Annotated in this window: 20 protein-coding genes and 1 tRNA gene; 11 read left to right on the forward strand and 10 right to left on the reverse strand. The window is 63.0% G+C overall.

Going from position 1 to position 26,673, the window contains the following annotated elements; genetic code table 11:
- From M2341_RS00255 to M2341_RS00275, 5 genes are all read left to right on the forward strand, one after another.
- Complete coding sequence (locus tag M2341_RS00255; protein ID WP_264583790.1) at positions 1-279, forward strand: DUF1971 domain-containing protein; 279 nt, start codon at positions 1-3, stop codon at positions 277-279.
- Positions 280-329: 50 nt separating this feature from the next.
- Entirely contained in the window at positions 330-1,541 is a 1,212-nt protein-coding gene (hmpA, locus tag M2341_RS00260) for an NO-inducible flavohemoprotein (protein WP_264583791.1), read from the forward strand.
- A 174-nt stretch (positions 1,542-1,715) separates the two neighbouring features.
- A complete protein-coding gene (locus M2341_RS00265) occupies positions 1,716-2,060 on the forward strand; it encodes a hypothetical protein (RefSeq protein ID WP_264583792.1) in 345 nt (114 codons plus the stop codon).
- Between the two features lie 254 nt (positions 2,061-2,314).
- Positions 2,315-2,752, forward strand: coding sequence for a DUF2946 family protein (locus M2341_RS00270; protein ID WP_264583793.1), 438 nt, complete (start codon positions 2,315-2,317; stop codon positions 2,750-2,752).
- A gap of 77 nt (positions 2,753-2,829) precedes the next feature.
- Positions 2,830-3,210 carry a DUF2244 domain-containing protein gene (locus M2341_RS00275; protein WP_264583794.1) on the forward strand — a complete coding sequence of 127 codons (381 nt, stop codon included), beginning with the start codon at positions 2,830-2,832 and terminating at the stop codon, positions 3,208-3,210.
- A gap of 421 nt (positions 3,211-3,631) precedes the next feature.
- Here the strand turns inward: M2341_RS00275 and M2341_RS00280 are convergent, their stop codons facing one another.
- The 4 genes from M2341_RS00280 to M2341_RS00295 all read right to left on the reverse strand — a co-directional run bounded on the left by M2341_RS00280 (position 3,632) and on the right by M2341_RS00295 (position 8,945).
- Positions 3,632-6,199 (reverse strand): ParB N-terminal domain-containing protein, encoded by a 2,568-nt coding sequence (locus M2341_RS00280; protein WP_264583795.1) that lies wholly within the window; start codon positions 6,197-6,199, stop codon positions 3,632-3,634.
- Between the two features lie 56 nt (positions 6,200-6,255).
- Positions 6,256-7,695, reverse strand: a complete 1,440-nt coding sequence (locus M2341_RS00285; RefSeq protein ID WP_264583796.1) for a hypothetical protein — start codon at positions 7,693-7,695, stop codon at positions 6,256-6,258.
- A 96-nt stretch (positions 7,696-7,791) separates the two neighbouring features.
- On the reverse strand, positions 7,792-8,076 hold the full coding sequence (locus M2341_RS00290; RefSeq protein ID WP_264583797.1) for a hypothetical protein: 285 nt from the start codon (positions 8,074-8,076) through the stop codon (positions 7,792-7,794).
- Positions 8,073-8,945 (reverse strand): hypothetical protein, encoded by an 873-nt coding sequence (locus M2341_RS00295; protein WP_264583798.1) that lies wholly within the window; start codon positions 8,943-8,945, stop codon positions 8,073-8,075. The genes M2341_RS00290 and M2341_RS00295 overlap by 4 nt, the downstream gene beginning before the upstream one ends.
- Before the next feature lie 278 nt (positions 8,946-9,223).
- Between M2341_RS00295 and M2341_RS00300 the strand changes: the two genes are divergently transcribed.
- The 3 genes from M2341_RS00300 (at position 9,224) to M2341_RS00310 (ending at position 13,721) form a co-directional block, all read left to right on the forward strand.
- A complete protein-coding gene (locus M2341_RS00300; RefSeq protein WP_264583799.1) occupies positions 9,224-11,779 on the forward strand; it encodes a MobA/MobL family protein in 2,556 nt (851 codons plus the stop codon).
- A gap of 149 nt (positions 11,780-11,928) precedes the next feature.
- On the forward strand, positions 11,929-12,075 hold the full coding sequence (locus M2341_RS00305; protein WP_264583800.1) for a hypothetical protein: 147 nt from the start codon (positions 11,929-11,931) through the stop codon (positions 12,073-12,075).
- Complete coding sequence (locus tag M2341_RS00310) at positions 12,072-13,721, forward strand: recombinase family protein (protein WP_264583801.1); 1,650 nt, start codon at positions 12,072-12,074, stop codon at positions 13,719-13,721. The genes M2341_RS00305 and M2341_RS00310 overlap by 4 nt, the downstream gene beginning before the upstream one ends.
- On the opposite strand, the gene M2341_RS00315 is transcribed toward M2341_RS00310, so the two are convergent.
- Positions 13,692-13,767 (reverse strand) — tRNA-Thr (locus M2341_RS00315). The genes M2341_RS00310 and M2341_RS00315 overlap by 30 nt on opposite strands.
- A gap of 224 nt (positions 13,768-13,991) precedes the next feature.
- On the opposite strand from M2341_RS00315, the gene M2341_RS00320 reads away from it, so the two are divergent.
- Positions 13,992-15,314: a hypothetical protein gene (locus M2341_RS00320; protein WP_264583802.1), complete on the forward strand. Its 1,323-nt coding sequence runs from the start codon at positions 13,992-13,994 to the stop codon at positions 15,312-15,314.
- A 139-nt stretch (positions 15,315-15,453) separates the two neighbouring features.
- On the forward strand, positions 15,454-20,109 hold the full coding sequence (locus M2341_RS00325; RefSeq protein WP_413715174.1) for an NAD-glutamate dehydrogenase: 4,656 nt from the start codon (positions 15,454-15,456) through the stop codon (positions 20,107-20,109).
- Here M2341_RS00325 and M2341_RS00330 read toward each other — a convergent pair.
- The 5 genes from M2341_RS00330 to M2341_RS00350 all read right to left on the reverse strand — a co-directional run bounded on the left by M2341_RS00330 (position 20,106) and on the right by M2341_RS00350 (position 26,353).
- A complete protein-coding gene (locus M2341_RS00330; protein ID WP_264583804.1) occupies positions 20,106-20,813 on the reverse strand; it encodes a peptidylprolyl isomerase in 708 nt (235 codons plus the stop codon). The two genes, M2341_RS00325 and M2341_RS00330, sit on opposite strands and share 4 nt — an antisense overlap.
- A 132-nt stretch (positions 20,814-20,945) precedes the next feature.
- Entirely contained in the window at positions 20,946-22,535 is a 1,590-nt protein-coding gene (purH, locus tag M2341_RS00335; RefSeq protein ID WP_264583805.1) for a bifunctional phosphoribosylaminoimidazolecarboxamide formyltransferase/IMP cyclohydrolase, read from the reverse strand.
- A gap of 11 nt (positions 22,536-22,546) precedes the next feature.
- The gene (locus tag M2341_RS00340) at positions 22,547-24,304 is read right to left on the reverse strand and encodes a heparinase II/III family protein (RefSeq protein ID WP_181561169.1); all 1,758 of its coding nucleotides are present in this window, start codon (positions 24,302-24,304) and stop codon (positions 22,547-22,549) included.
- Positions 24,301-24,963, reverse strand: coding sequence for a ribulose-phosphate 3-epimerase (gene rpe, locus M2341_RS00345; RefSeq protein WP_264583806.1), 663 nt, complete (start codon positions 24,961-24,963; stop codon positions 24,301-24,303). Before rpe ends, M2341_RS00340 begins: the two co-directional genes overlap by 4 nt.
- A gap of 79 nt (positions 24,964-25,042) precedes the next feature.
- Positions 25,043-26,353 (reverse strand): RsmB/NOP family class I SAM-dependent RNA methyltransferase, encoded by a 1,311-nt coding sequence (locus M2341_RS00350; RefSeq protein ID WP_264583807.1) that lies wholly within the window; start codon positions 26,351-26,353, stop codon positions 25,043-25,045.
- A 108-nt stretch (positions 26,354-26,461) separates the two neighbouring features.
- On the opposite strand from M2341_RS00350, the gene M2341_RS00355 reads away from it, so the two are divergent.
- A complete protein-coding gene (locus M2341_RS00355; protein WP_264573935.1) occupies positions 26,462-26,626 on the forward strand; it encodes a DUF1674 domain-containing protein in 165 nt (54 codons plus the stop codon).
- Positions 26,627-26,673 lie beyond the last annotated feature (47 nt).

Raw genomic sequence — 26,673 nt, forward strand, 5'->3', positions numbered from 1 at the left:
ATGGCTGAGCCGCGCCCCTATCGATCCACTCCCGTGTTCGATCAGGACACGCTGCCCGCTGCCCTGCGCGCCCGCCACGATACCAAGGCGGGCGTATGGGGGGTAATCCGGGTGATCGAGGGCGCCCTCACGCTCACTTATATCGACCCGCCCTCGGAGGTGACCCTCACACCAGAAAGACCAGGGCTAGTCTGCCCGCAGCAGCCGCATTTCGTGACGCCCATTGGGACCGCGAAGATGCAGGTGGATTTCTACGATCAGGCGCCGCCGGGACACTAATCCCGAGCTACCCCTCCCATTTCTTATAAATCACATCTCAGGAGTATTTGATGTCGCAGCCTCTCAGCGATCGGACGATCGCGCTCGTCAAGGCCACCGTTCCTGCGCTCGAAGCCCATGGGCTCGACATCGTCCACGAGATGTACGTCCGCATGTTCCGCAATCCAGACATTCGCGACCTATTCAACCAGTCCCATCATGGCGACGCCGGATCGCAGCCCCGTGCATTGACCGGCGCGATCCTGGCTTATGCGAGCAATATAGAGAATCTGGGCGCGCTCGCCCCGGCAGTGGAACGCATTGCGCAGAAGCATGTTGGCCTGCAGATCCTGCCCGAACATTATCCCCATGTGGGCGAGGCACTGCTCGGCGCGATCAAGGCCGTGCTGGGCGAAGCAGCAACCGACGAGATTCTAGAAGCTTGGGGCGAGGCATACTGGTTCCTCGCCAACATCCTCATCGCGCGGGAAGAACGCCTCTACACTGAGCAGAAAACAGCGGACGGCGGCTGGAACGGTTGGCGCGAGTTCGAGGTCACGGACGTTGTGCGCGAGAGCAACGTGATTAGCTCCTTCATCCTCCGCCCCGCCGATGGCGGACCGGTCATGGCGCACAGGCCGGGCCAGTATCTGACCTTCTGGTTCGAAATTCCCGGACACCTACCGGTGAAGCGGAACTACTCGATCTCGGCTGCGGCCAATGGCGAAACCTATCGCATTTCCGTAAAGCGCGAACCGCATGGGCTGGCGTCAGGCTGGCTGCATGACGCGGCCACCATTGGTACGCGTCTGAAGGTTGCGGCCCCCGCGGGGGAGTTCTTCCTCGACGCGCATGACAAGCGGCCGGTGGTTCTGCTCTCGGGCGGCGTGGGACTTACGCCGATGGTGGCGATGCTCGAAGCGCTGGTCGAGCGTGGCGCCGACGTGCCCATCCACTATGTCCACGGCACCCATGATCGCACGACCCACGCCATGCGCGACCATGTTCGTGCGCTCGCCGCACGGGGGAAAGATGTGCGGGTCAATGACTTTCATCAGGCGCCGTTGCCCGACGAAGTCGCGGGGCGCGACTATGATGCCGCCGGCATCATCACCGACGAATGGCTGGTTACCTGCACCCCCGTGGCACAGGCGGACTACTATATCTGCGGCCCGCGCCCGTTCCTGCGTCATGCCGTTTCGGCGCTATCCCTGGCAGGCGTGCCGGCAGACCGCATTCATTACGAATTTTTTGGCCCCGCCGACGAGTTGCTAGCAGCCTGACAGAAACGAAGGACGACGAAATCCGCGAACACCACGTCTTGTCGACTGTCAAGATTGTCACCAATCGTGGCCATGCCGGGGTCTAGCGAACGAACGTCCGCTTTGGCGTGGAGAGCGGACTGTCGGCTATCGGTGAGCATAGCACGATAAGCAGAACTGATTTATGGAATGCCCATGCTCAGTAACCGCTTCGCCCTATCCATGACTTTCATTTTGTTCGCAGCGATGGTTTGCGGATTGGCTTGGATCATCGGTGACGAAGTGGTCGGCTACGTCGTTGCGACGCTATTATTTTCCTGCCTAGGCATTCTTGAGCAACTCGGCTTCATAACCGCGTTTCGAGGTTTTCTGAGGTTTGCTCTGCTGATCGTCTTACCATCGGCGGCATTCCCGCTCGCTGACCTCGGCTATCTGCCATTCCCGGAAATAGCTCTCTGGATGGCAGCATTTACCATGCTCGCAGCCTTGCCAATTTTCTGGTGGCAAATCGCAAAACGCAGCCGAAGTGAGGCGTCGTAGAATGACCGCTAATGGACATGTGTTGTAGCCAGACGAATGACCAAAAAGTTGGCGGGAGCTGCCGTTCGAACTATCGTTACTGAACGGCAGGATCCCAGTAACGGTTGATCGCTATGCCGCCACGGCCTGATAAACAGACGGCAGGTTTTAGAGAGCAGTCTTGGGCGGTCGGATGGCCGCTTTGTTGGCGGCTGTGGAACTTAGCATTTTGCCCGATGGCGGTCTCTGGTTTGGCCGCTTCTTAAAAGATGACTTTGCCGTTCCTGGCCAGTAAGGGCGGCAGCCACATGTTCCCGCTTCGCACCTTCTTTTTGCGGCATCGCGTCCTGGCCCTCATGGTGGTCCTGGCGGCGTTGTGCATGAAGGCGTTTATCCCGAGCGGCTATATGATCGGGCAAAACAGCAAAGTCCTGACCGTCCAGATCTGTCATGACGGGATTGGTGAAACGATTACAAAGCAGATCGTCGTTCCCATGGACGGTGAGCATGGGAACTCAGGCGGCAAGCAGGCCAAGGGCGACTGCGCCTTCTCCTCGCTGTCGATGGCGTCGATGGCCAGCGCCAGTCCCGCTCTGCTCGCGGCTGCTTTGGCCTTCATCATTGCACTCGGCTTCGCGCCGACGCGCTTCCCGGCCCCTAAGCGCAGTTTCCATCTCCGCCCGCCGCTGCGCGGGCCTCCGGCTCTGATCTGACAGACTTAGTTTTTGTCGGACCGGCCGGTCTGAGCGTATAGTCACGCACATGCCCGGCTCTGCCGGAGCATTTTCCTATGTATCAATTGCTGCGCCGTTCTTCGGAACGGCCCTGGGACATGTCCAGTCATGCACTGGACAGCCTCCCACCCGCTGATAACGACAGCGATCGCCCTCTCATCCTGCACATGCAGGAAAACCGCTCGCACCTCACGCGAGAGGCACGCCTCTGCTTCAGCGTGATCGCGCTGCTGTTCATGGTGACGAGCCTCGCCCCGGCGATGAAAGGCCAATGGTTCGTGCCAGCCTTCTCGATGCTGGCCATGGCAGGACTGACCTTTGCGCTGGAACGGCATGTCAAATCGCGCCCTGCCAGCGAGACACTGGAACTCGACGACGGCCACATCAGGCACCGCGACAGTGCGGGGCGTAACGACGCGCCATGTCCTCGCGAATGAAATTCCGCGCAGCGATCCGGTCCACTTCCTCGATCTTTATGTCTGCCACCTGTGCCCCCATCGGCTCATCGTGCGGCGGCGAATGCTACCTCAACGATTTTAAGTTCTGTCGTTGGAGATGACTTACGCTCATATTTGAACTTGATCTTATTGTCTCAGGTAAATGCAGGCTATCAGACCAGACCTCACATCCGCGATTGTCGATGGTGCAGATGGTCACGAATGCCGCAGCAGCCCGCAACGTATGACCTAACGGCAGCTTCGTCCCATGAGGCGGCATTCGCCTCTGGCGGCATCCGACCAACTTACGACGTTCAGCGGCCGGGACGGGGATGACCGCTGATACTGAAACCTGCCGGTTGCCGCGAGAAACCGAATCCGCAGCTAGGCGCCCCACAATCGCTTGAAGCTTGGAAAGCATTTATTCTTCGGCGTCGCGCCGGAAAAGATTGATGCGAATTTCGCCGAACCAGCCTTTGCCTACAGACGAGATGATTTTACGCGAAACGAGCCAGGCTGCGAGCGCAGCGTTGGTCTGCGTGTTTTCGAGCAGCGGAATTCCATAGCCTCGCTTGATCTCGGAAAAGGGCCTGGGGAGCTCGGCCAAAATCTCGCGGACGTCGTCGTCGCTTAGAAGTGCCTGGTAGCGATTGAACAATCTGACCTGCACCTCGATCGGTCGCGTGGCCAAGATGATAACGCGCGCGGGGCCCGCGCTGAGCCCGGGCAGGTCGGCTCCGGTTCTTTCAAGTATGGCGCCCACGATGCGCGCCCGTGTCGCAAGTCCAGAGAGCTGAGCAAGATCCATCGATCGAATGACCGTCACTTTGTGTTCGTCACTGATCGGGCTGCCGAGCAGGGCTTCGCGGAAATCGTCGTCGATCGAAAGATTGGCCTGCGTCTCCAGGAATGACTCGATGTTTCTGGTCGCGAAGGCAAGCCGAAGGTCATCATGGGCGCTGAGGAAATCCAGCGCTTCACCCGAAAAGGCGACTCTTCCCTCTTCGATCACGATTCGCAGCTTGGCGGCGTCCACGCCCTCCGGGAATCGCGAAAAGCTTTCCGGCAAGGCTCGAACGTAATTCCGATAGGCCGCCTCGGTCAGTCCATCATTCTCGATAAGGAAACGATGGAGCGACGGCGCGCCTTCGTCTTCGGGCATTGGTTCGGCCGAAAGCGCCGCTTGCGGCGCGTCCATATTGAGAAAGGTGGTGAGGCTCTCGGCATCGAATGCCTCGCTGGAGAGGAAAGCCCGGACGTTCTCCCAGGACGGAGCGATCCGGCCCAGTTGGAACGCCGGGCTTTGGAAGCGCGCCGGCACATCCGTCAAAATGGGGATCACGCCCGACTGCGTCCGGAGGAAGGCGACCAGATCGTCAAAATCCGCGTCGTCTCGCGCGAGGAGAGCGAGGATGGTGGCGGTGCTTTCTTGCCGATTTTCGGGGAGGCCCAGCAGGACGAGCTTCAGATGGCCCGCGAATTCACGCTCGATCCTGGCAGTAAGCGGGGCGTTCGCGATCTGGGAGATGGTGGTATAATGCCGCGTGTGCAGGGACTGCATGTCGCCCTCGCCCAGGATGGCCTCAAAGGCGTAGTCGAGATTGTCGATGGTGAGCGCATAACGGCCCGCCTCGAAAAGTGAGCGCGCGATGCCGGGGAAGCCATCGACGCTGCGCAGGCTTTCCAATTCGAAGCCCAGCGCTTCCAGCCTCGACGGTTCGCAGCCGACGCCCAGCGCCAGTATCTCAGCAAGATTGACCGCGAGGAATTCCGAAAGTTCGGCGTATTTTCCCGGCAACGCCTCAAGTGTGGTGAGCGGTAACTGCGCGATCAGTTGCGCGAGGTGGGACAGATGCCTGGGGTTGGCGAGGGTCGCGGGGATGAAGCCAGGCCATGACCGGACCATGCCGGCGACAAATGTGGGCACCTGCGTCCCGGAAGCGTAATAGCTCGTGAAGAACGCATCAATCGTTTCGAATTCTGACGACAGATAGCCAAACATGGCATCGACGTGAGATCCATAGGATGCCGGATCAGACAGCAGGCAATCGACAATTTTGACGTTGAGCACGTAGCTCTGCCGGAAATCCTCATCGCGCATCGCGGCTATAACTTCTTGAGGGTTATCGATCGGGAAGCCTGGTTCTGGCGTGATGAAGCCACGAATCTTTTTCAGATATTTGTTGTCGTTCGGAGACAGGCGGCCCGCATGGAATAGCGACGTGTATTGATAATATGTGTCGTCGAGATGCCCTTCGAGGACAAGGAAGCGCGCGAGTTCGCTTCTGTTGCCGAAGGCCTTGAAGAGTTCGTCCAGCCCATCGGTGTTGAGCCGAATGATCTCGTTGAATTTGGCGGCGCGAAGGCTCGCGCTTTTCGCACGCAAGGCGCGGAGCTTCTTGGCGGCGGTATTCCTGAATCCAACTGCCCTCTGCTCAATCTCCTTCTTGCGTTCCTGATAGGTTCGCGACGGATCAACCTCCGCCGCAATCATCGAAGGATTGAGCTGAGTCTGATGACCTTGTGGCGACCTTAAATAGACATTCGAACTCTTGATGAGCTGATCAAACGTATCGGTCGTGGCGATCGAGGAGATCTCGACCCAACTCTGTCCATTGACCATGATTTGCGATATGTAAGACGGCGCCTTCTCAATGAGCGCCATCGCGTAGATTCGGCGCAATTCCAGAACATCGGACGGGATCTTTCGCTCAGCAACGTCGATCTCGTCTTCCAGGTGCTCGATCTGGGCTCTACGTGACCCAGCCACAAGTTCAAGCCTGCCGTCGCCCAGGCGCATGACGATTGCCGGCATCAGCTGCCCATTTTGACGCACCGATTCAGCGAGTTCTTCCAAATCGCTTTGCGCCGCTCCCTCTCGCGATCGCGGATTCCAGCGAGACAGGGTCAATTCCTTGGGATCGACCTGGAAGATCTCCCCTTCACTTGTCATTGCCGGCCGGCGCGGATCATATGTTGTTTCAACCATGTTCTCTTCCTTTCCACCGTAGCGGTGGGGAACAAGAATCGACGAAGCCAGGAAGCCTACTGAATTTCGGCAAACTTATGATCGAGACCTAGCCATGTAGGGGTGATGGCCTGAATGGATGCGATCTTGACCGCAAGCGGTGTTGGGATACCACGCATATAGAGATTTGGTGCCCAGCGATGCGCCTGGCGTACCTCAAACGCGATCTCGTCACGCTTGGCGGCCATCGCTTGCGGTGCCCCGGCGGGATTGGCTCCAGACGCGAGCCACGACCAGATGGGCAGATCAACGTCCCGGCAGAACCAGAGGCCCGGCAGAAAGAGATCGGCTATCGGCGCGCTGCCCGCCTCGACACCCCTGGATATAAGATCGAGCAACGGGCGATCGTCCGCGAAATTTCGGGGGTCCCAATGCATCGTGATCGAAGCCGCGATCGCGCTGCGATGCACCCTGGACTTGAGCTGACATAGTTGTTTGCGAACGGCATGAGCACCGACCGTTTCCGGAGAAGTGCCATAACGATGTCCGGTACGCAGGTCGTGCTCAAACTTATCAAGTTCGATCTTGCTCGGGTCGATATTGCGCAGGATCGCTTTGCCCGCACGAAGCGTGTCCATCGGTAGCTGGGATCCATCGTCAGTCGTACCAGGCACTCCGCTTCGCTTACTGCTTGAGGAAAAGACGGTGAATAGCGCGCCGAAAATCGCTTCCAGCACGGTGCGGCCGTAAAAGCGGGCATAATGATTGTCGTGATGGCTGGTCAGGCGATGGAGATGTTTGTCATCCTCGGCTCGCCGTGTCGATGCCACCGTCCGATCCTCGCTGAATGCCACAACCGGATCGGGATCCCACGTACCAAAGCGAACTTGGGTGAGCGGATGTTCCCTCGCAAGATAATCACCCGCCATCGCGCGAGCCAGCATCGCGTGACTGACACCGGCGTCAACAATCGCTGTGCCGAGCCGGCTCTCCTCGACGATCGCTGTTTGCGGCGCGTCGTTCTTGATGCGTCGATACGCGCTCGTCAAACCGAGCCGGGCATCCTGGCCATCAGCGTTCGGCTCGTGCATGCGCCATATCAATTCACGGCCAATTTCGCAGGCTCGACCGAGCTCGAAAAGTTGTGCCATTACCCCTGGCAGGCCGAGCGGTACATGTTTGAACAGCGTCATGCGCGCGGACAACCATGGAAACAGAGCGATAACGTCGTCGAGCCGCCGCAGGATAAATAACCGGAACAGGCCCTCCGTCCGAAAACGCAGGAACCAGTCAAGACGATCCGCCGCCGACGGCAGATGAAGAACGGCTGGCGTCCATTGGTCGAGGCTGGCCTCGCAGCTCAGAAGACGATTAAGGCGAATATCCAACTCCTCGCTGGACCAGATTCGATCGAGACTTTCCTGTTTCCTGGACTGGCAAATCCGCCGCTCAAAGCTATCGAAAGCCTGATCATCAAGGACGATATCAAGACATAACTGCTCCAGATGATCGACCAAGTGCCTGATGACGTCCAGTGCCCGGCCATTGCGCTTGGCAGCGCCCTCTCCATTTTGAGGGTTACGCCGGAATGGAGGTCGTTGCTTTTGGGAGGATCACGGCCGCTGGATTTTCCAATCGAGGGCGAAGCGCCGCATGGACTCGACAAAGTCGCGTTCTTCCTGCTCATTCCACAGCCGCACGATTTCGATGCGGTCTACGAGTGCGTCATAGCATGCTTTGAGTTTCGGCAGGTGTTGCATCCCAGCCTCAAGTTTCTGTCCACCGGGCGCTTGAACGAGGGCGAGGATTTGTTCGGTCATAGTGTCGATTTCGCGAATAATCGGTTCAATATCGTTAATGTCTTGCTCGATCCCTCCGAGCTTTGCGCGGATCGTCATGTGTGTCCTTCTCTTTTGTTGAACCGAAGATTGGCGCCGTGTTTGAACAGCCAGTCGGCCGCGTCGCCACGCGTCAGAAAATCAGGCTGATCCACAGAAAGCGCACGGGCAGTTGCCGTGGCTAGAAATCCCTGACCGGATGTTGGTGGCAGGTCGCGCCAGCGTTTGAGCTGGTCCTGTCCATCATAGGCCGCGAAAGATTCGCAGTTGGCTAGATATCGGGCGCGGGCGCGTAGATAGGTGGATTGCTTACCGCGCGATGCGAGCCGATCATGATGGGCATCGAGCAGGGGCCGTAACAGATCGACAAGTCTGTCCTGCTTGGAGGCTGCGATCGCGGACATCAGGTCGGCCAGCGCCTCGAAGCCGATCGTCCAAAGTCCTGCGAAAGCATGGCGATCCTCTGCACGAAGGCCAGCCTTGGCGAGTGGCAAGCCCAGACCAAACTTGCCGCCCTCCCTCAACCAGTTTTCTGGAAGACGACCATCTACCAACAAACCATGGTCGTGCAGATATTCCATACCATGCACCGCAGCGCTCGGGCGAAGGAAGGAAAGTTGAGACAGGCGTCGCAGCAAATAGGCCGGCTGCTGGGGCGATGCGTCATCCCGAATGAGCGACAGCGCCTCGGTCCAGGGCTGCGTAAGCCACCAATGTACAAGCGCAATATCGGCCACGCGGAGACCGGCCCCTGCGAGGACGCCGCCGAGCGCAAATTTATGATGGTTGGGGTGACATCCAACCGCTGTCTGCTCGCCTTCGCTGGTCGTCAATTGGGCTTCCAGCACCGTGCTGTCGCCCAGCACATGCGCAAGCTCATTCTCGAGCCATCGCTCTAGCGCCTGAGGTGATTGTGGCGTCTCATTCATGACGCTCGCGATGAGCCTCGAGAATCCCAAAAGCCAGGAAGCCCAGCGTCGGACGCGCGCAGTCCGCCCGATGTCCGGGAGGTGGCCACCTCATGTATCGCGGCAGGTTATTAGAGGAAGCCGCACCGTTCTGGGCTTCCTCGCTTCATGGATTTTGCTCCGCTAACCGAGCTTGGCAGGCCAGTGATGCACCGAAGGACTATGACACTGGCCACATCTTGAAGCGAATTCTATTTTTCAGGCGGGGTGCGCAATAAATGAATTCTTCGAATTCGGACATGAGAGTTGCTTCGCGAAGGACCCCGCCCGATCCATCAAGTGACATCGAGATTTTAACGGCAAAGGGTCGTTGCATCCGTGCAACCGCGGCCAATCTCGAACTCGCCATGGTGCAGCATCGCAGTGAAGAGACCGCTCAGGCCAAGGCGGCAGCCAATGCGCGTCAGCGCAAACTGGCGACCGCCAAAGCCGATCGGGCAGCAGCATTCGCCGTCATGCGCGAAATTGAACAGGGCTATCGGGACCATATTCGATTTGCCGTGCGGGTCCGGGTCAAGCCTCCCGTTAGGGGGGAGGAGGGCAAGAGGAACGAGATCAGGATTGCGCCGGGAGCTAAGCGCGCAATTTCCCACGGTTCGAGTTGGGAAGTCGACCGCAGCGGGATGCGCGGCGTCCACTACCAGCAAAGCTACATCAGTCGGAAAAGCCCTGCTTTCAAGCCCGGCTGCGCGAGAAAGCGGCTTCTGTATATCACGCGGCCTGATGCGGTGCTCGCCGATGAGCACGGCGAGCCCCTCATCTTTTCCAACCTCGGGCTTAATACCTATGAAATGGGCAATGCCTGGGATGTCATCGAGGCAGCATCCACCCGCAAAAACGCTAAGATCCAGATTGAAGCGATCGTGGCCTTTGATGCGGATGCCGCGCCCGCCGAACAAATTGCGGCGTTGCAGACATTCCTTCGTACTGTGTTCGATCCGCTCGACATTGGTTACACGGCCGCCATCCACACGCCCTCGCCGACTGGAGACCAGCGCAATACGCACGCTCATATCCTCTTCAACCTTCGCCCGGTGCGCAGGATCGCTGAGAATGAATGGGAAATTGGCGACAGCATGATCCGGGAACTGGATGGTCAGGCCGGTTTGACGGCATTGCGCACCCTATGGGCCCATGCTCAGACGATGGCAGCTGAAGAAGCCCAGCGCGATATGGCGTACACGGCGCTATCTTACGCCAATCGTGGGCTCAATCGTCAGGCTGGCGAGCATCTGGGGCCAGCCCGATCAGCGCAAGTGCTTCGCGGCAAACATGTTCCTGCGGACCTGCGCAATCGCAAGAAAGCTGAAGCGAACCACCTGCGCCGCAAGCTTGCCGATCTCAACAGCAAGAAGAGGGCTCTGGTTAGGCTCAGGGATACGCTTGAAAAGCGCAAAGCTAGCTTCGCCGATCTTACCCAGCCGGGATCAGACCTCGCGTTGATCGCCATTCCCGCAATACCAACGCGCGGGACCCTCGCCGACAATGTTATTCCGCCCCCATCGCCGCCATTGGCGGTCAACGCGCACGTTATGTTCGATCACGGTTCCTTTCCTCGCAAGAAGCCAGTTGCACCCGTGCAACCTGCGCCGTTGTCCGCCGTCATTTACTTACCTGGAATCCCGCGCCCACTTCTAGTCGGCCCACTGTACACCGACCAGAATAAGCTGCTCAGCACTCGATTGCCGATGGGTATGGAATGTTGGGCACTACCGGCAACGTTGGTCGCTGCGACCCAGCACCTCGGGGCTCTTCCAATGCGCACCGCAATCCGGTCAACATCGGCGATAGTGCAGCCGCCCCATAGTCCCTTTAGCTGTTCTCTTCCTGTTCGCAGCGAACCCCTGACCGGCCCGCTGCTTTTGCCAGCCCAGCTGGTCAGCACCCCCAAGATGCCAACTTTGCCGTTGAGACTGCCAGCCACGCCGAGTGCCTCGTTGCCACTGCCTTTGACAGCGACCGTGCGCTTACCTCTGCATGCTGTTTCGGCGAGATTTGCGCGGCATCGATTCGCTGTTCCCGCACGGTTCACAACGATTGAGCTCAGCAGCACGATCCTTCGCGAACCGCCCCCGGAAGCAGAGGCAATCGAACCGCCTCTGGTCCGTTATCCGTCGACGCTCGACGGCGCTTTGCGACAGCGCGCACTGAACGCGTACCGATCCATGCAGCAATTGTTCGAGCTCGCCGAGAGAAGGGAAAAAGAGAAGTCCGATTTGAAAAAGGTAGCTGCGGCGGCCGCTACCGCGTCAGCCGAAAAGCTCCGCACCCGGCCGACACAAGCCGCTTCGCCCGCCCGGACATCTACGGCCTCGACGATCACCGGTGTGCAGACAGCCGGACAATTCGCAGACGGTTTTGGCGGCGTGCGCACCTCGTTTCCGCCTTCGCATGCCGCTCCGGCGGGAGCGCTGCGCATGCCCGCATTCACGCGTGAAGGCGTGCCAGGGCAAGCGCTCAAGAGTCTGCTCTATTGCCTTGCGAGGAACCCGCTGCTCGCCGAGTTTGCAGATGATCGTCGTCTCACCATAACGCCGGCCTCACAAACGGATCCCGGTCTGCGCGAGGCGGCGTTCTTCATGCACTGCTGGCGTTCCGATCCAGCAATCCATGACTTGATGGTCGAAGTCGCCCGCCGAGCGCGCGCGGGGGACGAGCATCCTTGGCCGCCCAAGTTCGCGAATACGTTGCGTGAATTCGCCAAGCGTCGCGATAGGGAGGAAAAGGACATCCGTCAGCGATCGCTCCAGCTCGGCAAAAGTATCGGGATCGAGCATCGTGGGCTTGAGCGCTAGCTAACTTGGCGTACCAGACCACATGATCTGCGCGCTTTGTCCCGGAAGCAAGCCAGTCCTTCAACCAGTTCTGCCGGCGCCGCTGGGCTTCCTAGGAATATCGATTCTCGACGTCCACTCAAAGACGCATGGCAACGGCTAGAGACCATGTGGCAGCAACTTCACCCGGTGATGAACCGGCGACCAGGATTGTGTTTGAAAACCGCGCGTTCGAGGCGCCCTCCGTCGAGGAGGCCAGGCTCATCGTCTCCTGGCTCGAAGCCGAGCTGCTCGATCTCTTCAAGGATACATCATGACCAAGACAAAGCGCCTGCCGGCATTCGGCTATGTTCGAGTGTCCACTGACGAACAGGAGGAGAACCGCACGAGCATAGAAAGCCAGATTTCTGCTGTCGAAAGCTATGCCCATGACCACGGCTATCAGATCATCGAGATGTTCATCGAGCCTGCTGCCTCCGGTCGAAACCAGCGCCGCCCAAAATTTCTCCAGATGATCGCACTGGCGACGGCGCCGGATCATCCGGTTGAAGCAATCATTGGCTGGGCGCAATCTCGTCTATGGCGCGACCTCGAGACCCATGTGAACACCCGCAACAGTTTGAGCAAGGCACGCGTGGCTCTGCTCTCCGTGACGCAGTCATTCGGAAATGACTCAAACGGCCAGATGCTTGGCAACATGACCGCCATGTTCGACGAACATTTTGCGCGGGAGACAGCGAAACATACGCGCCGAACGATGCGGGCGAACGCCGAGGAAGGTTTTTATAACGGAGGGCGTTTTCCGTTCGGCTACGAAGCGCGCACCGTGGAAGTGCGTGGAAAGAAGGAGAAGCGGCGCCTCTTTATCAACGAACAGGAAGCGGTCGTGGTGCGGCTGATCTACGATCTGGCCGATCATGGCGAGGGCGAAGGCCCCATGGGCGGGCGCGCCATCGCCGGCTGGCTCAACGACCGCGGCTACACGCTGCGAGGGAAGCCATTCTACAACGGGACGATCGCGAGCATCCTCTCCCAGCCTCATTATCTCGGGCGCTACTCGAACATGACTGTCGATGAAAACGGCGACAAGTTGCCGGAAACAGACTGGGTGTGGGTCGAGTGTCCGCCGATCATCGATCCAGAGCAGGCAGCAAGAATCGCGACCTCCCGCGCGAAGCGCAGCCCGAAAGTTACAGCGCCCAGGATCGTATCAGGGCCAACGCTCCTTACCGGAAAGGTCCGATGTGGCATGCCTGACTGCGGTGCAGGGTTCACCATGGCGACCGGAAAGGGAGGACGATATCGCTATTATCGATGCAATCGGCGGACCAATGCTGGCGCCGGCAGCTGCAAGTGCCCCGCCGTCCGCGTTGAGAAACTCGACGCCATCGTAGTTGACGCTCTGCTCGAAAAGCTCTTCACGCAGGAGCGTCTTGCAGAGCTTCTTGCCCGCGTGATGGACGTCTCAGACCAAGCTCAGCAACGGCAGCGCGCTGAGCTTGGTCAGTGCCGCGCGGAAACGGACCGTTCACAGGCCGCCTTGAGCCGCCTGCTCGATCTCGTCGCTCAGGGCATCATGAGCCCGCGTGACCCCGCATTGGCTGAAAAGCTCTCCGAGCACCGGGCACGCATCGCGACCTTGTCCGAACGCGCAAATCTGCTGGAGCGCCAACTCAATCGCGGCGGAACGATCCTGACGCCCGACCTAATCAAGCGTTTCAGTCAGCTCATTCGCGACAGGCTCCGGGATGATGAATCGCCGCTCCGGCGGAGCTATGTGCGCATGTTCGTTGATGAAGTGATCGTTGGGGCAGCGCCGGATAAGGGCAGCGAACCCCACATCATAGTGCGTGGCTCCCAATCCACCATCGAGACGGCAGTGATTTCTGCCGCAGTATCAACGAAAGGCCAATTGCCCATCTTTGACCGGGAATGGTGCCGCTTAGGTGACTCGAACACCTGACCCTCGCATTACGAATGCGATGCTCTACCGGCTGAGCTAAAGCGGCTCCGGCTCGCCGGCAAACCGGCGATCATCATGATGCGTGTCCGGTGCGGCGCACGATCATGCAGGCGGGGCGCTTATCAGCGTGTGCCGGGCATGGCAAGCGCCGATCGCGTTTTCGCCTGTGGTATCGCGCGGGCCGGCGGCGATATTTGGTGCCTTTACCGGGCCTTTACCCTTCATGGCGCAGGGTTCGCCCCTTGCACGCGACCACAGGCGAATCCTCGAATGGACGTACATCACAGCCCGGCCGATGCGGTCACCACGCTGGACGAAGCCATGGATGCCCCTCCGCTCGTCCGCTTCGACGAGCGGCGCATGCACATCCGCGCTTATAATTACTGGTCCTCGCTGCTCCGCGACCGGTCGCTGCCGAGTATCGAGGATCTCAATCCCGAGGAACTTCAGGATTTCGGCTCGCACAGCGTGCTGCTGGACTTCACGGCGGGCGTCGAGGATCCGACCATTGCCTTCATCGGCCCCGCTCTGGCCGCGCAGTGCGATATCGACACCTCCGTGCGCCGGGCCAGCCAGGTTCCGGCCCGCACATTGCTCTCCCGCCTGACCGACCATTATCTGCAGATCGTGGCCAACGCCGCGCCGATCGGGTTCGAGGCGGAGTTTACCAACCAGCGCGGCGTCGAGGTCATGTATCGCGGCATCATGATGCCCTTCTCGACCCGCGATGACGCGATCGACTTCGTCTATGGCGTGATCAACTGGAAAGAGGTCGCGACGGATGCGCTGACCGAAAGCATCATCGCACAGGCCGAGGCCGCCTCGCCGGTGCGTATGAGGACGACCGACGCGACCGCCATCTGGGCTGACGGCCCCTCCGCGCAGACGATCGCAGCGGCGTCCGTAACCGATTTCGCCGAAGACGTGCCGACCGACGATGCGCTGGACCTGACCAGCGAGACGATCACCCTGCCGGACCACGACACGGCGCTGGCCGACATGCTGGCCCTGGCGCGCGACGCCGCCATGGCCGCCCATGCCCAGGAGGGACGGACACGCCACGCGCTTTACCGCGCGGTCGGGCTCGCGCATGCGCTGGCGCAGGTCGCCGCCGCCCGGCGGGAGGATTATGCCGCGCTGCTCGCCGACTCTGGCATAGCCGTGCAGCCTCGCAGCCCGCTGACCGCGCTGGTGAAGCTGGTCTTCGGCACGCACTATGACAAGACGCGCCTGGCCGAGTTCGTCTGCGCCATCCAGTTCGCGCTCGACGCGCGGATGCAGCCGGGCGCCCTGATCGCGCATCTTCATGCCACGGTGGGCGGCCTCAAGGGCGTGGTGGCGCAGGTCCGCGCGGCGCGACGCAACGAAGCTCCCAAAGAGCCGCACAAGGCCATCATGCGCTCCCGCCGGGTGCTGAAGCAGGCCCCTGCCCTCCCCGCCGATCAACTGGCCATGGACGGCGAAGGGCTGGCCGTGGTGATCATGCGGCGAGAGGCCGATGGCTCACTTGCCATGGTGGCAGCGCTGGACGGCGCCGACCAGCTGGCCGAACGGGTTCTGACGAAAGCAGCCAAGGCGATTCCGGCATCCTGAGCAGGCGCGGAGCATAAGCAGGCCGAGCAAGGGTCCGGTTGCGGACCCTGCTGGCGGGGTTTAACCACACAGGCCCGACACTGCTTCCACAGATGTGCGTTAGGCAGACAAGGGCCGGCACAAGTGGAAGAGGATGTCCATGACCATCAAGACCAATCGCGACGACGCGCTGACAGCAGCCATCGCGGAGGCACTGGCCAAGGGCGTGCTCGAAAGCGAGCAACAATCGCCCCAACCGGACCAATGGGACGAGGCGGCGCGCTTCGTGCTGGAAGCCGCCGCAATGCGCAAGGATGGCGAGAGCGCCATCCTCATCGACAGCCTGACCGATGAGCGCAGTGCAGGCGCCGCGAGCCGGCGGCAGCGCATCGCCATCATCAACGCCGACATGCCCTTTCTTGTCGACAGCATCGGCAATTGCCTGAGCCAGGCCGATCTGGTGATCCACGTGCTCGCCCACCCGATTCTCCCGGTGCGGCGTAACGAGGACGGCGGGTTGCTGGCCATTGGCGATGAGGACGGCGCCGTCCGCGAATCGCTGATTTATATCGAGACCGACCGCATAGACGCGCGCGGTCGGCGGGAGCTTTGCCGGGCGCTGGAGGAAACCCTGTGCCACGTCCGCGCGGCGGTGAGCGACTGGCGGGCGATGATCGACGCGCTCAATGGCGATGCCAATCGCCTGGGCGCCGGCGAAGGCGGCGACTTTCTGCGCTGGCTGCTCAAGGGCAATCTCACCCAATTGGGGCACGAGCTTTGGACGCCGAATGCCCAGCCAAGCCGGCGCAAGGGCATTTGCCGGGCTGCCGAAAGCCCCGTGCTTTCGGACCAGTCCGCCGCTGCCGCCCTGGCCTGGTTCGAGTCTGGCCATGCCGGGCCACTGATCCTCAAATCCAACATGATGGCCAAGGTCCATCGCCATGTGCTGATCGACCTGTTCCTTGTGCCGGTGCGGGAAGAGGGCAAGATCACCGCCATTTCCATCCATGCCGGTCTGTGGACGAGCGCGGCGCTCGCCACCGCCCCAGAGGATGTGCCCATCCTGCGCGACACGCTTTCGGGATTGATGGCGCGGTTCGGCTACAATCCCTCCGGTCATGCCGGCAAATCGCTGGTCCACGCCCTCACCGCCCTGCCGCACGACCTGATGCTGGCGTTCAGCGCGCAGGACCGGGACCGCATCACGCTCACCGCCATGTCGCTGGCCGACCGGCCCCGCCCCAAGCTGGAGCTGGTGAGCGATGTGCTCGGCCGGCACCTCTTCGCCTTCGTCTGGATGATGCGCGACGACCTCTCGACCAGCCGTCGCGAAGGTATCTCCGCGCTGATCGCCTCGGCGGCGCACGCCAGCCTGCTCGGCTGGTCCATCGCGCTGGAGGAAAGCGGTCTGGCGCTGGTGCGCTTCACCTTCGACCTGCGTGATGAAGGACAGGTGCCCGACGCCGAGGCGCTGGACCTGCAGATCGCGCAACTGCTGCGCGGCTGGACGCCAGCCGTGGAACAGGGGCTCATCGAACTAGGCGAAAGCTCGCGCGCCGCCGTCCTCGCCCAGCGTTATGCGCCGACCTTCCCGATGTCCTACCGGGAAAGCGCCGGGCCGGACGAAGCTGCCCGCGACGTGCTGGCGCTGCACCAACTCACCGGCCCCGATGATCGCAGCGTGCGCTTCTACCGCATCGCGCAGGATGGCGACCACCAGCTGCGCGTGAAGATCTATTCGCTTGAACCGCTTGTGTTGTCAGAAGCCGTGCCGGCGTTCGAGAATTTCGGCTTCCGGGTACTGGAGGAGCGCAGCACCAGCGCGGGCGCGGAGGGTTCGCTCGGCCATATCCAGCGCTTCACCCTCGAGCGGCAGGATGGCGGCCCCGCGGCCGAGGTGCTCGACCGCGCGGCAATTGTCAGCGAGGCGCTCGATGCCGTGCTGGAAGGCAGGGCGGAAAATGATCGCTTTGCCGAACTGATCGTCACGGCGCAGCTGGGGCCGCGCGACATCGTCTTCCTGCGCGCCATCTTCCGCTATCTGCGCCAGACCGGGCTTGCCTACGGCCTTTTGACCGTCGTCGAAACGCTGCGGCGCGAGGCGCGTATCGCCCGCCAGATCGTGGACCTGTTCTTCGCGCTGCACGATCCTGCGCGCGGCAAGGATGCTGAAGACGCCGCGACGATCAACGCAGCCATTGATACCGCACTCGAAGGCGTCAAAGGCCTTGATGAAGACCGCATCCTGCGGCTCTACCGCGCGGTGGTCAACGCCACGCTGCGGACCAATGCCTTCACCCCGGCCGCGCAGGAGGCGCTGGCTTTCAAGCTGGACAGCGCGCTGGTGCCCGGCCTACCCAAACCGCTGCCTTGGCGCGAGATCTGGGTCTATTCGCCGCGCGTCGAAGGCATCCACCTGCGCACCGGGCGCATCGCCCGCGGCGGGCTGCGCTGGTCCGACCGGCGCGACGACTTCCGCACCGAAATCTTGGGGCTGATGAAAGCCCAGCGGGTCAAGAATGCGGTCATCGTCCCCACGGGCGCCAAGGGCGGCTTCTACCCCAAGATGCTGCCCAACCCGGCAAGCGACCGCGATGCGTGGCTGGCCGAAGGCACCGAGAGCTACCGCGTGTTCATCCGGGCGCTGCTCTCCGTCACCGACAATATCGTCAAGGGCAAGACCGTGCACCCAAAGGGCATGGTCATCCGCGACGGCGCCGACCCCTATTTCGTGGTGGCGGCCGACAAGGGCACGGCGAGTTTCTCGGACGTCGCCAATGCCATCGCCATCGATCATGATTTCTGGCTGGGCGATGCGTTCGCCAGCGGCGGCTCCAACGGCTATGACCACAAGGCGATGGGCATCACCGCGCGCGGGGCTTGGATCAGCGTGCAGCGCCACTTCGCTGAAATGGGCGTCGACGTGCAGAAGGACCCGGTGCGGGTGATCGGCGTGGGGGATATGTCCGGCGACGTGTTCGGCAATGGGATGCTGCTCAGCAAGAGCATCCGCCTGGTCGCGGCGTTCGACCACCGCCATATTTTTATCGATCCCGACCCCGATGCATCCGCCAGCTGGAAGGAGCGCCAGCGCCTGTTCAAGCTGCCGCGCTCAAGCTGGGCGGATTACAAGGAAAGCCTGATCAGCGAAGGCGGCGGCGTGTTCGCCCGCAGCGAAAAGAGCATCCCGCTCAGCCCGCAGATGCAGGCGCTGGTCGGCACCGACCAGACGGCCATGGAGCCGGCGGCGCTGATTTCGGCGCTGCTGCGCGCGGAGACCGATCTGCTCTGGTTCGGCGGCATCGGCACCTACATCAAGGCCGCCAACCAGAACAACGCCGAGGTCGGCGACACCGCGAACGACCGTCTGCGGGTGGATGGCGAGGACGTGCGCGCGAAGGTGATCGGCGAGGGCGCCAATCTGGGCGTCACCCAGGCCGGGCGCATCGCCTATGCGCTCAAGGGCGGGCGGATCAATACCGACTTCATCGACAATAGCGCGGGCGTCGATTGCTCGGATAATGAAGTGAACATCAAGATCGCGCTCAACAAGGAGGTCGCTGAAGGGCGGCTTGCGCAGGAGGCGCGCAACGATCTGCTGCGAGCCATGACCGATGAGGTCGCCGCCATCGTTCTGGAAGACAACCGCCTGCAGGCGCTCGGCCTCTCCATTGCGGAGCAGGGGGGGAGCGCGGACCTCGCCTCCTATGTCCACCTGATCCACACGCTGGAGGATGGCGGGCATCTCGACCGCAAGGTGGAGGGTCTTGCCCCTGACGAGGAGCTGGTGCGCCGCGCTAGCGAAGGGCTGGGGCTAACGCGGCCGGAGCTGGCCGTGCTTTTCTCGACCGCGAAGCTGACGCTGCAGGACGCCATCGAGAAGAGCGACCTTGCCCGCGATCCTGCGCTGGAAAGCGACCTGATCGGTGCCTTCCCGCCCCTGATGCAGCAGCACGAGGGGGATGCGATTGCCGCTCACCAGCTGCGCGACGAGATCATCGCCACCAAGATCGCCAACCGCATCGTCAATCGCCTCGGCGTGATTCTGCCCTTTGCCCTCACCGAGGAAGCCAGTTGCTCGCTCGATGAAATCGCCCATGCTTTCGTGATCGCCGAGCGCCTGTTCGGCGTGCGGCAGCTTTGGGACGATATCGATAGCGCCGATCTCTCCGAGCAGGCGCGGCTCGCCCTCTACCGCAGCGTCGCCAATGCGATGGCAGGCCATATCGGCGATGCGCACCGCTCCTTGCCGACCGGCATCGCGCCGCACAAAGCCATGGCAATGCTCGATGGCGCCATCGACACGCTCAAGACCAAGGTCGACAGTCTGCTACAGCCCGAGCCGCTCAAGGCCGCCGAAGCCATGAGAGCCATGCTCACCAGCCTTGGCGTGCCGGATGCGCTGGCCGAACGGACCGTGATGCTCGTGAAGATGGATGGCGCCATCGGCCTTGCCCTGCTCGCGCAGAAGGGGTCGCAGGACGCGCTGAGCGTTGCCGCCGCCTTCACGCGGCTGGGCAGCCTGCTCGGCATCGACTGGCTTCAGGCCCTCGCCGCCCAGATGACGCCGAGCGACCCGTGGGAACGCTTGCTGGTTGCCGGCAGCGCGCGGGAATTGCAGCAGATGCGGCTCGGCTTCCTGGCCCGCGCCGGCGCGAAGACGAGCGAGGAGCATCTCGATCGCTGGCTCGCGGAGAACAAGGTTGCGGTGGAGAAGTTCACGGACTTCATCGCCCGCGCCCGGCAGGCCGCCGCGCCTTCTGCCGCCATGGTCGCGGAATTGACCGGACAGGCCCGAACGCTGCTCAGCCGCTAGCGAACCGCGCCGCGCGGGCTCACCAGCCAGGGCTTCACCACGCCGCTCGGCTTGGGCGTGCCATCGAGTCGCACGGCACGCTTGATCGTAACGCGGTCCTTGATCATCTGGCCGAACATCACGCCGCGCCCGCAGCAGGTGTCGCGCGCCATGATGCGCCTGACCACATCCATGCCCGCGACCACCTGGCCGAAGGCGGCATAGCCCGCATAGCCCGGCCTTGCATCGAGCGTGGGGTTGGCGCCGACCTGAATGGAGAAGTTGCCGGTGCCCGAATTGGGCTCCTTGTGACGCGCCATGGAAATGGTGCCATCCAGATGTTTGAGGCCAGTCTGATCGGTCGGCTCCAGCTCCACAGTGGGGAAGTAGACCCGCCGCGCCTCGGTATCGATCCCGCCCTGGACGAAGCCCGACTTGGGATCGTTCTTGCGGCGGAAGGCCCGGTAGAAGCTCGTCCCGTCCAGCCGGCCATCATCCACATAGATCATGAAATTGGCGACCGTCTTGGGCGCGCGACGGGCGTTCAAAGCGAGCACGATGTTGCCCATGTCCGTCTCCAGCCGCACGCGGATGAAGCCGGGCGTCGGCTTGGTCGCGCTTTGCGCAAGCAGCGGCCCGGGCACCGCAACCAGCAGCAGGGAGAAGAGAGCGAGGAAGATGAGGTTCAGGCGCAGGACGGGAACAGGCTGAAGAAACAAGAGCATCGATCCGGGCAGTGGCAGGGCGGGCGAAGCCGCACCATGTCACATCGCGGCGCCCGGCATCAACCCGCCGGCGCGCAGAACCGGGCGGACCGAGGCCCGCTCCGGCTGCATGCCTACTTCTGCCGGCACAGCTTAGTGGCGGAAGTGACGCATCCCGGTGAAGACCATCGCCAGCCCGGCCTCATCCGCCGCCGCGATCACCGCGTCGTCGCCCAGCGACCCGCCCGGCTGGATCACCGCGCGTGCGCCAGCCTCGGCCGCTGCGAGCAGGCCGTCGGGGAAGGGGAAGAAGGCATCGGACGCTACGGCGCTACCGACGGTGCGCGGCTCGCTCCAGCCCGCAGCCTCGGCCGCCTCGCGCGCGCGGATGGCCGCGATGCGGGAGGAATCGCGCCTGTTCATCTGCCCGGCACCGATGCCCGCCGTCACACCATCCTTGGCATAGACGATGGCATTGGAGCGGACATGCTTGGCGACCGTCCAGGCGAACAGGCAGTCGGTCAGTTCCTGATCGGTCGGCGCCCGCTTGGTCACCACCTTGAGGTCATCGCGGCTGATGCGGCCATTGTCGCGCGTCTGCACCAGCATGCCGCCCGCAATGGACTTCATCGTCATGCCCGCGCGTGCCGGATCGGGCAGCGGGCCGGTGAGGATGAGCCGCAGATTCTTCTTCTTCGCGAACACGGCGCGTGCGGCATCATCGGCATCCGGCGCGCAGACGACTTCGGTGAAGATCTCGGTGATCGCTTCGGCCGTCGGCCCGTCGAGCGGCCGGTTGACCGCAATGATGCCGCCAAAGGCCGAGACGGTGTCGCACTGGAAGGCCGCGCGATAGGCGTCGATCAGCGTCTCGCCGGTGGCAACGCCGCAGGGATTGGCGTGCTTGATGATGACTACGGTCGGCGGCCCCTCGCGGAACTCGCTGACCAGCTCCATCGCCGCATCGGCGTCAGCGAGATTATTGTAGCTCAGCTCCTTGCCCTGCACCTGCCGGTGGTCGGCAAGGCCGCCCTCGGGCGCGAAGGCCGGCAGATACAGCGCGGCCTGCTGGTGCGGGTTTTCGCCATAACGCAGCGACTGGCCGAGCCGCAGCGGCACCGCCATGCGCGGCGCGAACGGCTCGCCCTGATCCACCGTGGCGAACCAGCTTGCGATCATGGCGTCATATTCCGCGGTCGCGGCATAGGCCTTGGCGGCGCAGAGGCGCCGGAAATCATAGCTGGTCGCGCCGCCCTTCTCGTCCATCTCGTCCATCAGACGCGCATAATCGGCCGGATCGGTGAGGATCGTCACGCTGGCGTGGTTCTTGGCCGCAGAACGGACCATCGAAGGGCCGCCAATATCGATATTCTCAATCACCTCGTCCCGGTCGGCGCCCTTGGCGACGGTGGCGGCGAAGGGATAGAGATTGACCACGACGAGATCGATCGCGCCGATCTCATGCGCCTCCATCGCCGCGACATGCTCGGCATTGTCGCGCACCGCGAGCAGGCCGCCATGGACCTTGGGGTGCAGCGTCTTGACGCGCCCGTCCATCATCTCGGGAAAACCGGTGAGGTCCGAAATATCCTGCACCTCAAGCCCCGCCTCGCGCAGCGCCTTGGCCGTGCCGCCGGTGGAAACCAGTTCCACGCCATGGCGCGCCAGCGCGGCGCCCAGCTCAAATAGCCCGGTCTTGTCGGACACCGAAAGGAGTGCCCGCCGGATCGTCACATCCTGCATCTGTCTTGTCCTTATCCCGATTTCTTGAGCAGCCAGCCGATGCTTGTTCCGCCCGGCCCCGTGGTGGCGCTCACCACGAGTTGCTGCGTGGGGTGGGGCCTGCCTTCGCCGTCCACCCAGAGGCTTTCTTCCACTGCGAGTTCCCCGGCGCCGACCCGGAACTGCCACAAGGCACCGCTCGGCAAGCGCAAGAGGGCGCCCTGCCGATCGGCGGTCAACGTCGGCTCGATATCCGGGCCGAGATGGAAGCGGATGGCGAGCGGGCAGCTGACCGGCTTGCGGCGGCGGCTGCCGGGCAGCAGCACGTCCTCGCCGCGCAGCTCCCGCCCTTCATGCGTGAGAACCAGCGTGCGCCGATGCAAATGGCCAAGGCGCCGCGCATAGCCATCATGCGCAATCTCGAGCCGGCTGCCCTGCTCATGCTCCTGCCGATCCAGCTCCACTTCGCTCACGCCCTTACCGAGCGCGCCATCGGGGAGGATCGCGGTGGAATTGGTGTCGTCCAGCACCAGCGTCGAATGCGCCGCCGTTGTGCGCAGACCCTGGGTCAGATCAGCCGGGAGAGAAGCGCCCGCCAGTGCCGCGCCGCCGCAATTGACGATGAGCCGCACCGGCCCATCCGAGACTTCCAGCGCCGTGGTCGAGGCGCAGCCATTGGAGGCCAGCCGGGCCACCGGCGGCGGGGCCGCATCGACCTGAACGACAGTCGTGCCGCCGCTCAGCCGCTGATAGCCCCAGTCGCGTGCCTGCCGCAGCGGCCGGGCGCGGATGCCGGAGGCCGCGACGATAGCGGTGATTCGTGCGGGATCGAGCGGCGCCCCGCCCTGCCAGCTTCCGGGCGCGCCATCGCCATGCAATATGCCGAGCAGGGCCGCGACGATGCGCTCCATCGTTTCAGCCAGCCAGGCCGGCAGGTCGGCGCGGCGGACGTCATAGACGGCGCGCAGCATCGCCAGCAGCGTGATCGCCTCGACCTGCTCCAGCGGCGAGCGGGAAATGATGCCGCCATCGCTCGAAAAGCCCGTCTCCAGCGCACGCCGCAGCCCGGCCTCGCCAAATATCCGTCGCGGATCGCCACCGGGCAGCAGCAGGCCGGCCGCAACGATGCCGGTCCAGGCAATCACGCGCGGCAGGCCGAGCGGCGCCTTGTCCGCGCCCCGATCGAGATGACGCGCCGTGCGCGCGATGCTGTTGAGCACCAGGCTGCGGTAGACGAGATCGTTGCTGGAGAGGATCAGCGGCGAATAGGCCGTCCAATACAGGATGCGCCAGCCGGCATTATCGGCACGCCAGGCAGGGTCCGTCGGCTTTTCGGCATGGGCGGTCAGCCAGGCCCGCATCTGCGCCTCGGCGACGGGCACCGCATTGTCCCGCGTGGTGGCGGCCGCCAGATCGCGCATCCAGCGGAAGCTGTGGAGATAATCCACGAACTCCGCCGGCTGCTCGATGCGGCGCCAGTCCAGCGTGGCCACGGGCTGCTTGAGGCCGCGAAACAGGAAATAGCCCGCCCGCAGCGCCTTGCCCGCCCGCGCGTCGCCCGGAATCCCGTCATCCGGTACGGCGAGCAGCTTGAGCGGATATTTGCCCTTGAGCCGCATATTGTGGAATGGCGTCGCCCAGCTCAGGCGGTAGAAATGATTGGCGAGCCGCTCGGTCAGGGACACGCCGCGATCGTCCGAGACGCGAATCAGCCGCTTGCCCCGCTCAATACCGTCTTCCACCGGCGGTTCCGGGGGCGGCGTAGGCGTGGGGAGCGGCCGGGCGCTCATCCGCCCCTCAGCATCCGGATGTTGTCGGCATAGGATGCCGGGCCACCCCGGAAGGTCGCGGTGCCCGCCACCAGCACATCGGCCCCCGCCGCAATGACGCGCGGCGCGGTAACGGCATCCACGCCGCCGTCGACTTCCAGCGCAATCTCCTTGCCGGTCTTGTCGATGGCCTTGCGCACGGCCTCGATCTTGCGCAGCTGGCTGTCGATGAAGCTCTGGCCGCCAAAGCCGGGGTTGACGCTCATGATGAGGACCAGATCGAGATCCTCGAGCAGATAGTCCAGCATCTTGGCCGGCGTGCCCGGATTGAGCGAAACGCCCGCCTTCTTGCCCAGCGCCTTGATGCGCTGCACGGTGCGGTGAATGTGCGGCCCGGCCTCGGGATGCACCGTCAGGATGTCCGCGCCGGCCTCTGCAAACGCATCGAGGAAGCTGTCCACCGGCGAGATCATCAGATGCACGTCAAGCGGCTTCTGGGTATGCGGCCGCAGCGCCTTCACGACCATCGGGCCGATCGTGATGTTGGGCACGAAATGCCCGTCCATCACGTCGACATGGATCCAGTCGGCACCCGCCTCGTCAACGGCGCGGACCTCCTCGCCCAGGCGTGCGAAGTCAGCGGAGAGGATCGACGGGGAAATACGCACGGATGGCATCATGAATTTCGCTTAACCCTGCGATTCGGACAGTGCAACTGCCACAGGCCGAAAGTTGTGGATGGATTGGGGCCCGCGCGCCCTAAAGCGAGTCAGAGCGGGACAGGCTGGCGATGAAGAAGCCGTCAAGCCCGCCCGCCGGCATCAACGCGCCGGGGAGAAGACGCAGCACATGCCCGTCCGCCACGAGCCCCTCGGGCAGCAAGGCCGTGTCAATCGGCCGTGGCAGCATCTCAGAATGGTTCGCGCGCAGGGTGGCCATCTGCGCCTCGCCTTCCTCCGGCTCCAGCGAACAGGTGGCGTAGACCAGCACCCCGCCGGGCTTCAGCCAGCCCGACACGCGTGCGACGAGCGCCGCCTGAATCTCGGCCATCTCGGCAATCTGTCGCAGGCCAACGCGGTGCAGCACGTCCGGGTGGCGCCGGAAAATGCCGGTCGCGCTACAGGGCGCATCGAGCAGGATCGCGTCGACAGGCGCGTCAGGCGCCCAGTTGGTGAGGTCGGCGCGCAGCACCGCTGCCTCAAGCCCGGTGCGCGTGAGATTGGCCTGCATCCGCTCCAGCCGGCGCTGGGACTGGTCCACAGCGGTGACAGTCCAGCCCGCAGCCGCAAGCTGCATGGTCTTGCCGCCAGGCGCCGCGCACAGATCGAGCACGGAACGGCCTCCCCCCGCCCCGAGCAGCCGGGCCGGAAGCGAGGCGGCGAGGTCCTGCACCCACAACTGCCCCTCGGCATAGCCGGGCAGGGCTGTTACCTCGCTATCCGCCGGCAAACGGACGTGACCGGGCATAAGTGACACGCCGCCAAGCCGCTCCGTCCATTCGTCAGTCGTTCCGGCATCGCGCAATGTGAGATCGAGCGGGGGGCGGTGCGCGATCAGCTGCCGCGCCGCGCCGACGACCTCTTCGCCCCACGCCTCGCCCCAGCGCGCCTCAACTTCGTCCGGCAGGCGAGGCGCCTCGGGGAGGGCCAGCTGGCGCCGGAACAAGGTGCCCAGAACGCCATGAACGAGCTTGCGTGGCCCGCCATCGACCAGCGGCAGGGATGTGGCGATCACGGCGTGAGGCGGCGTTTCAAGGATCAGCGCCTGCGCCAGCGCCAGCCGCAGCACCATGCGCGCCTTCGCGTCCACGGGCAGCGGACGGGCGGTTGCGCTGTCGATCAGCGCATCCAGTTCCGTCATGTAACGCAGCACCCCGGCCGCGATGCCATGCGCCAAGGCGCGGTCTGGCGGATGGCTGATGTTGCGGGCCGCAGCCCCCAGCGCCTGTTCGAGCGGCTGCCCCCGCCGGATCACGGCATCGAGCAGGCTAAGCGCCGCTCGCCGCGCAGGCAGACCGGCAGGTTGGGCATTTTGAGGGACGTGCTGCGATTTGGCGGTTGGGCGGGACATGGCTTGGCCCTATAACAGCTAAAGTCGATACGTGACCGGGAAATGCCGCTTATGGCATCATCAGGTCACGAACCGCGTGCCATTGGCGCGAAAACGGAGCACTAAAGCGTGGGAAAACGCCCCGATCATCTCAAGCCGCCGAGCTACCTTTCGAAAAGCCCGCCGGTGCCCCAGCCCGAGGAAGCCCCGGCGCAGCCGCGCCCTTCTGACGAGGAGCTGGACCCGACCCGCTTCGGCGACTGGGAGCGCAAGGGCATCGCCGTTGATTTTTGAGCGCCGCCCCCTGCACGCAATGTTGCATTTTTTTGGCGTTCGCCTTG

It is taken from the genome of Sphingobium sp. B7D2B, from assembly GCF_025961895.1.
Classification (GTDB): Bacteria; Pseudomonadota; Alphaproteobacteria; order Sphingomonadales; family Sphingomonadaceae; genus Sphingobium.

Excerpts from the sequence above, each read along its gene's own strand:
- M2341_RS00330 (WP_264583804.1), bottom strand. The coding sequence starts at position 20,813 with ATGCTCTTGTTTCTTCAGCCTGTTCCCGTCCTGCGCCTGAACCTCATC.
- M2341_RS00310 (WP_264583801.1), top strand. The coding sequence starts at position 12,072 with ATGACCAAGACAAAGCGCCTGCCGGCATTCGGCTATGTTCGAGTGTCC.
- purH (WP_264583805.1), bottom strand. The coding sequence starts at position 22,535 with ATGCAGGATGTGACGATCCGGCGGGCACTCCTTTCGGTGTCCGACAAG.
- M2341_RS00295 (WP_264583798.1), bottom strand. The coding sequence starts at position 8,945 with ATGAATGAGACGCCACAATCACCTCAGGCGCTAGAGCGATGGCTCGAG.
- M2341_RS00325 (WP_413715174.1), top strand. The coding sequence starts at position 15,454 with ATGACCATCAAGACCAATCGCGACGACGCGCTGACAGCAGCCATCGCG.
- M2341_RS00275 (WP_264583794.1), top strand. The coding sequence starts at position 2,830 with ATGTATCAATTGCTGCGCCGTTCTTCGGAACGGCCCTGGGACATGTCC.
- M2341_RS00300 (WP_264583799.1), top strand. The coding sequence starts at position 9,224 with ATGAGAGTTGCTTCGCGAAGGACCCCGCCCGATCCATCAAGTGACATC.
- M2341_RS00320 (WP_264583802.1), top strand. The coding sequence starts at position 13,992 with ATGGACGTACATCACAGCCCGGCCGATGCGGTCACCACGCTGGACGAA.
- M2341_RS00265 (WP_264583792.1), top strand. The coding sequence starts at position 1,716 with ATGCTCAGTAACCGCTTCGCCCTATCCATGACTTTCATTTTGTTCGCA.
- hmpA (WP_264583791.1), top strand. The coding sequence starts at position 330 with ATGTCGCAGCCTCTCAGCGATCGGACGATCGCGCTCGTCAAGGCCACC.
- M2341_RS00340 (WP_181561169.1), bottom strand. The coding sequence starts at position 24,304 with ATGAGCGCCCGGCCGCTCCCCACGCCTACGCCGCCCCCGGAACCGCCG.
- M2341_RS00280 (WP_264583795.1), bottom strand. The coding sequence starts at position 6,199 with ATGGTTGAAACAACATATGATCCGCGCCGGCCGGCAATGACAAGTGAA.
- rpe (WP_264583806.1), bottom strand. The coding sequence starts at position 24,963 with ATGATGCCATCCGTGCGTATTTCCCCGTCGATCCTCTCCGCTGACTTC.
- M2341_RS00350 (WP_264583807.1), bottom strand. The coding sequence starts at position 26,353 with ATGTCCCGCCCAACCGCCAAATCGCAGCACGTCCCTCAAAATGCCCAA.
- M2341_RS00290 (WP_264583797.1), bottom strand. The coding sequence starts at position 8,076 with ATGACGATCCGCGCAAAGCTCGGAGGGATCGAGCAAGACATTAACGAT.
- M2341_RS00255 (WP_264583790.1), top strand. The coding sequence starts at position 1 with ATGGCTGAGCCGCGCCCCTATCGATCCACTCCCGTGTTCGATCAGGAC.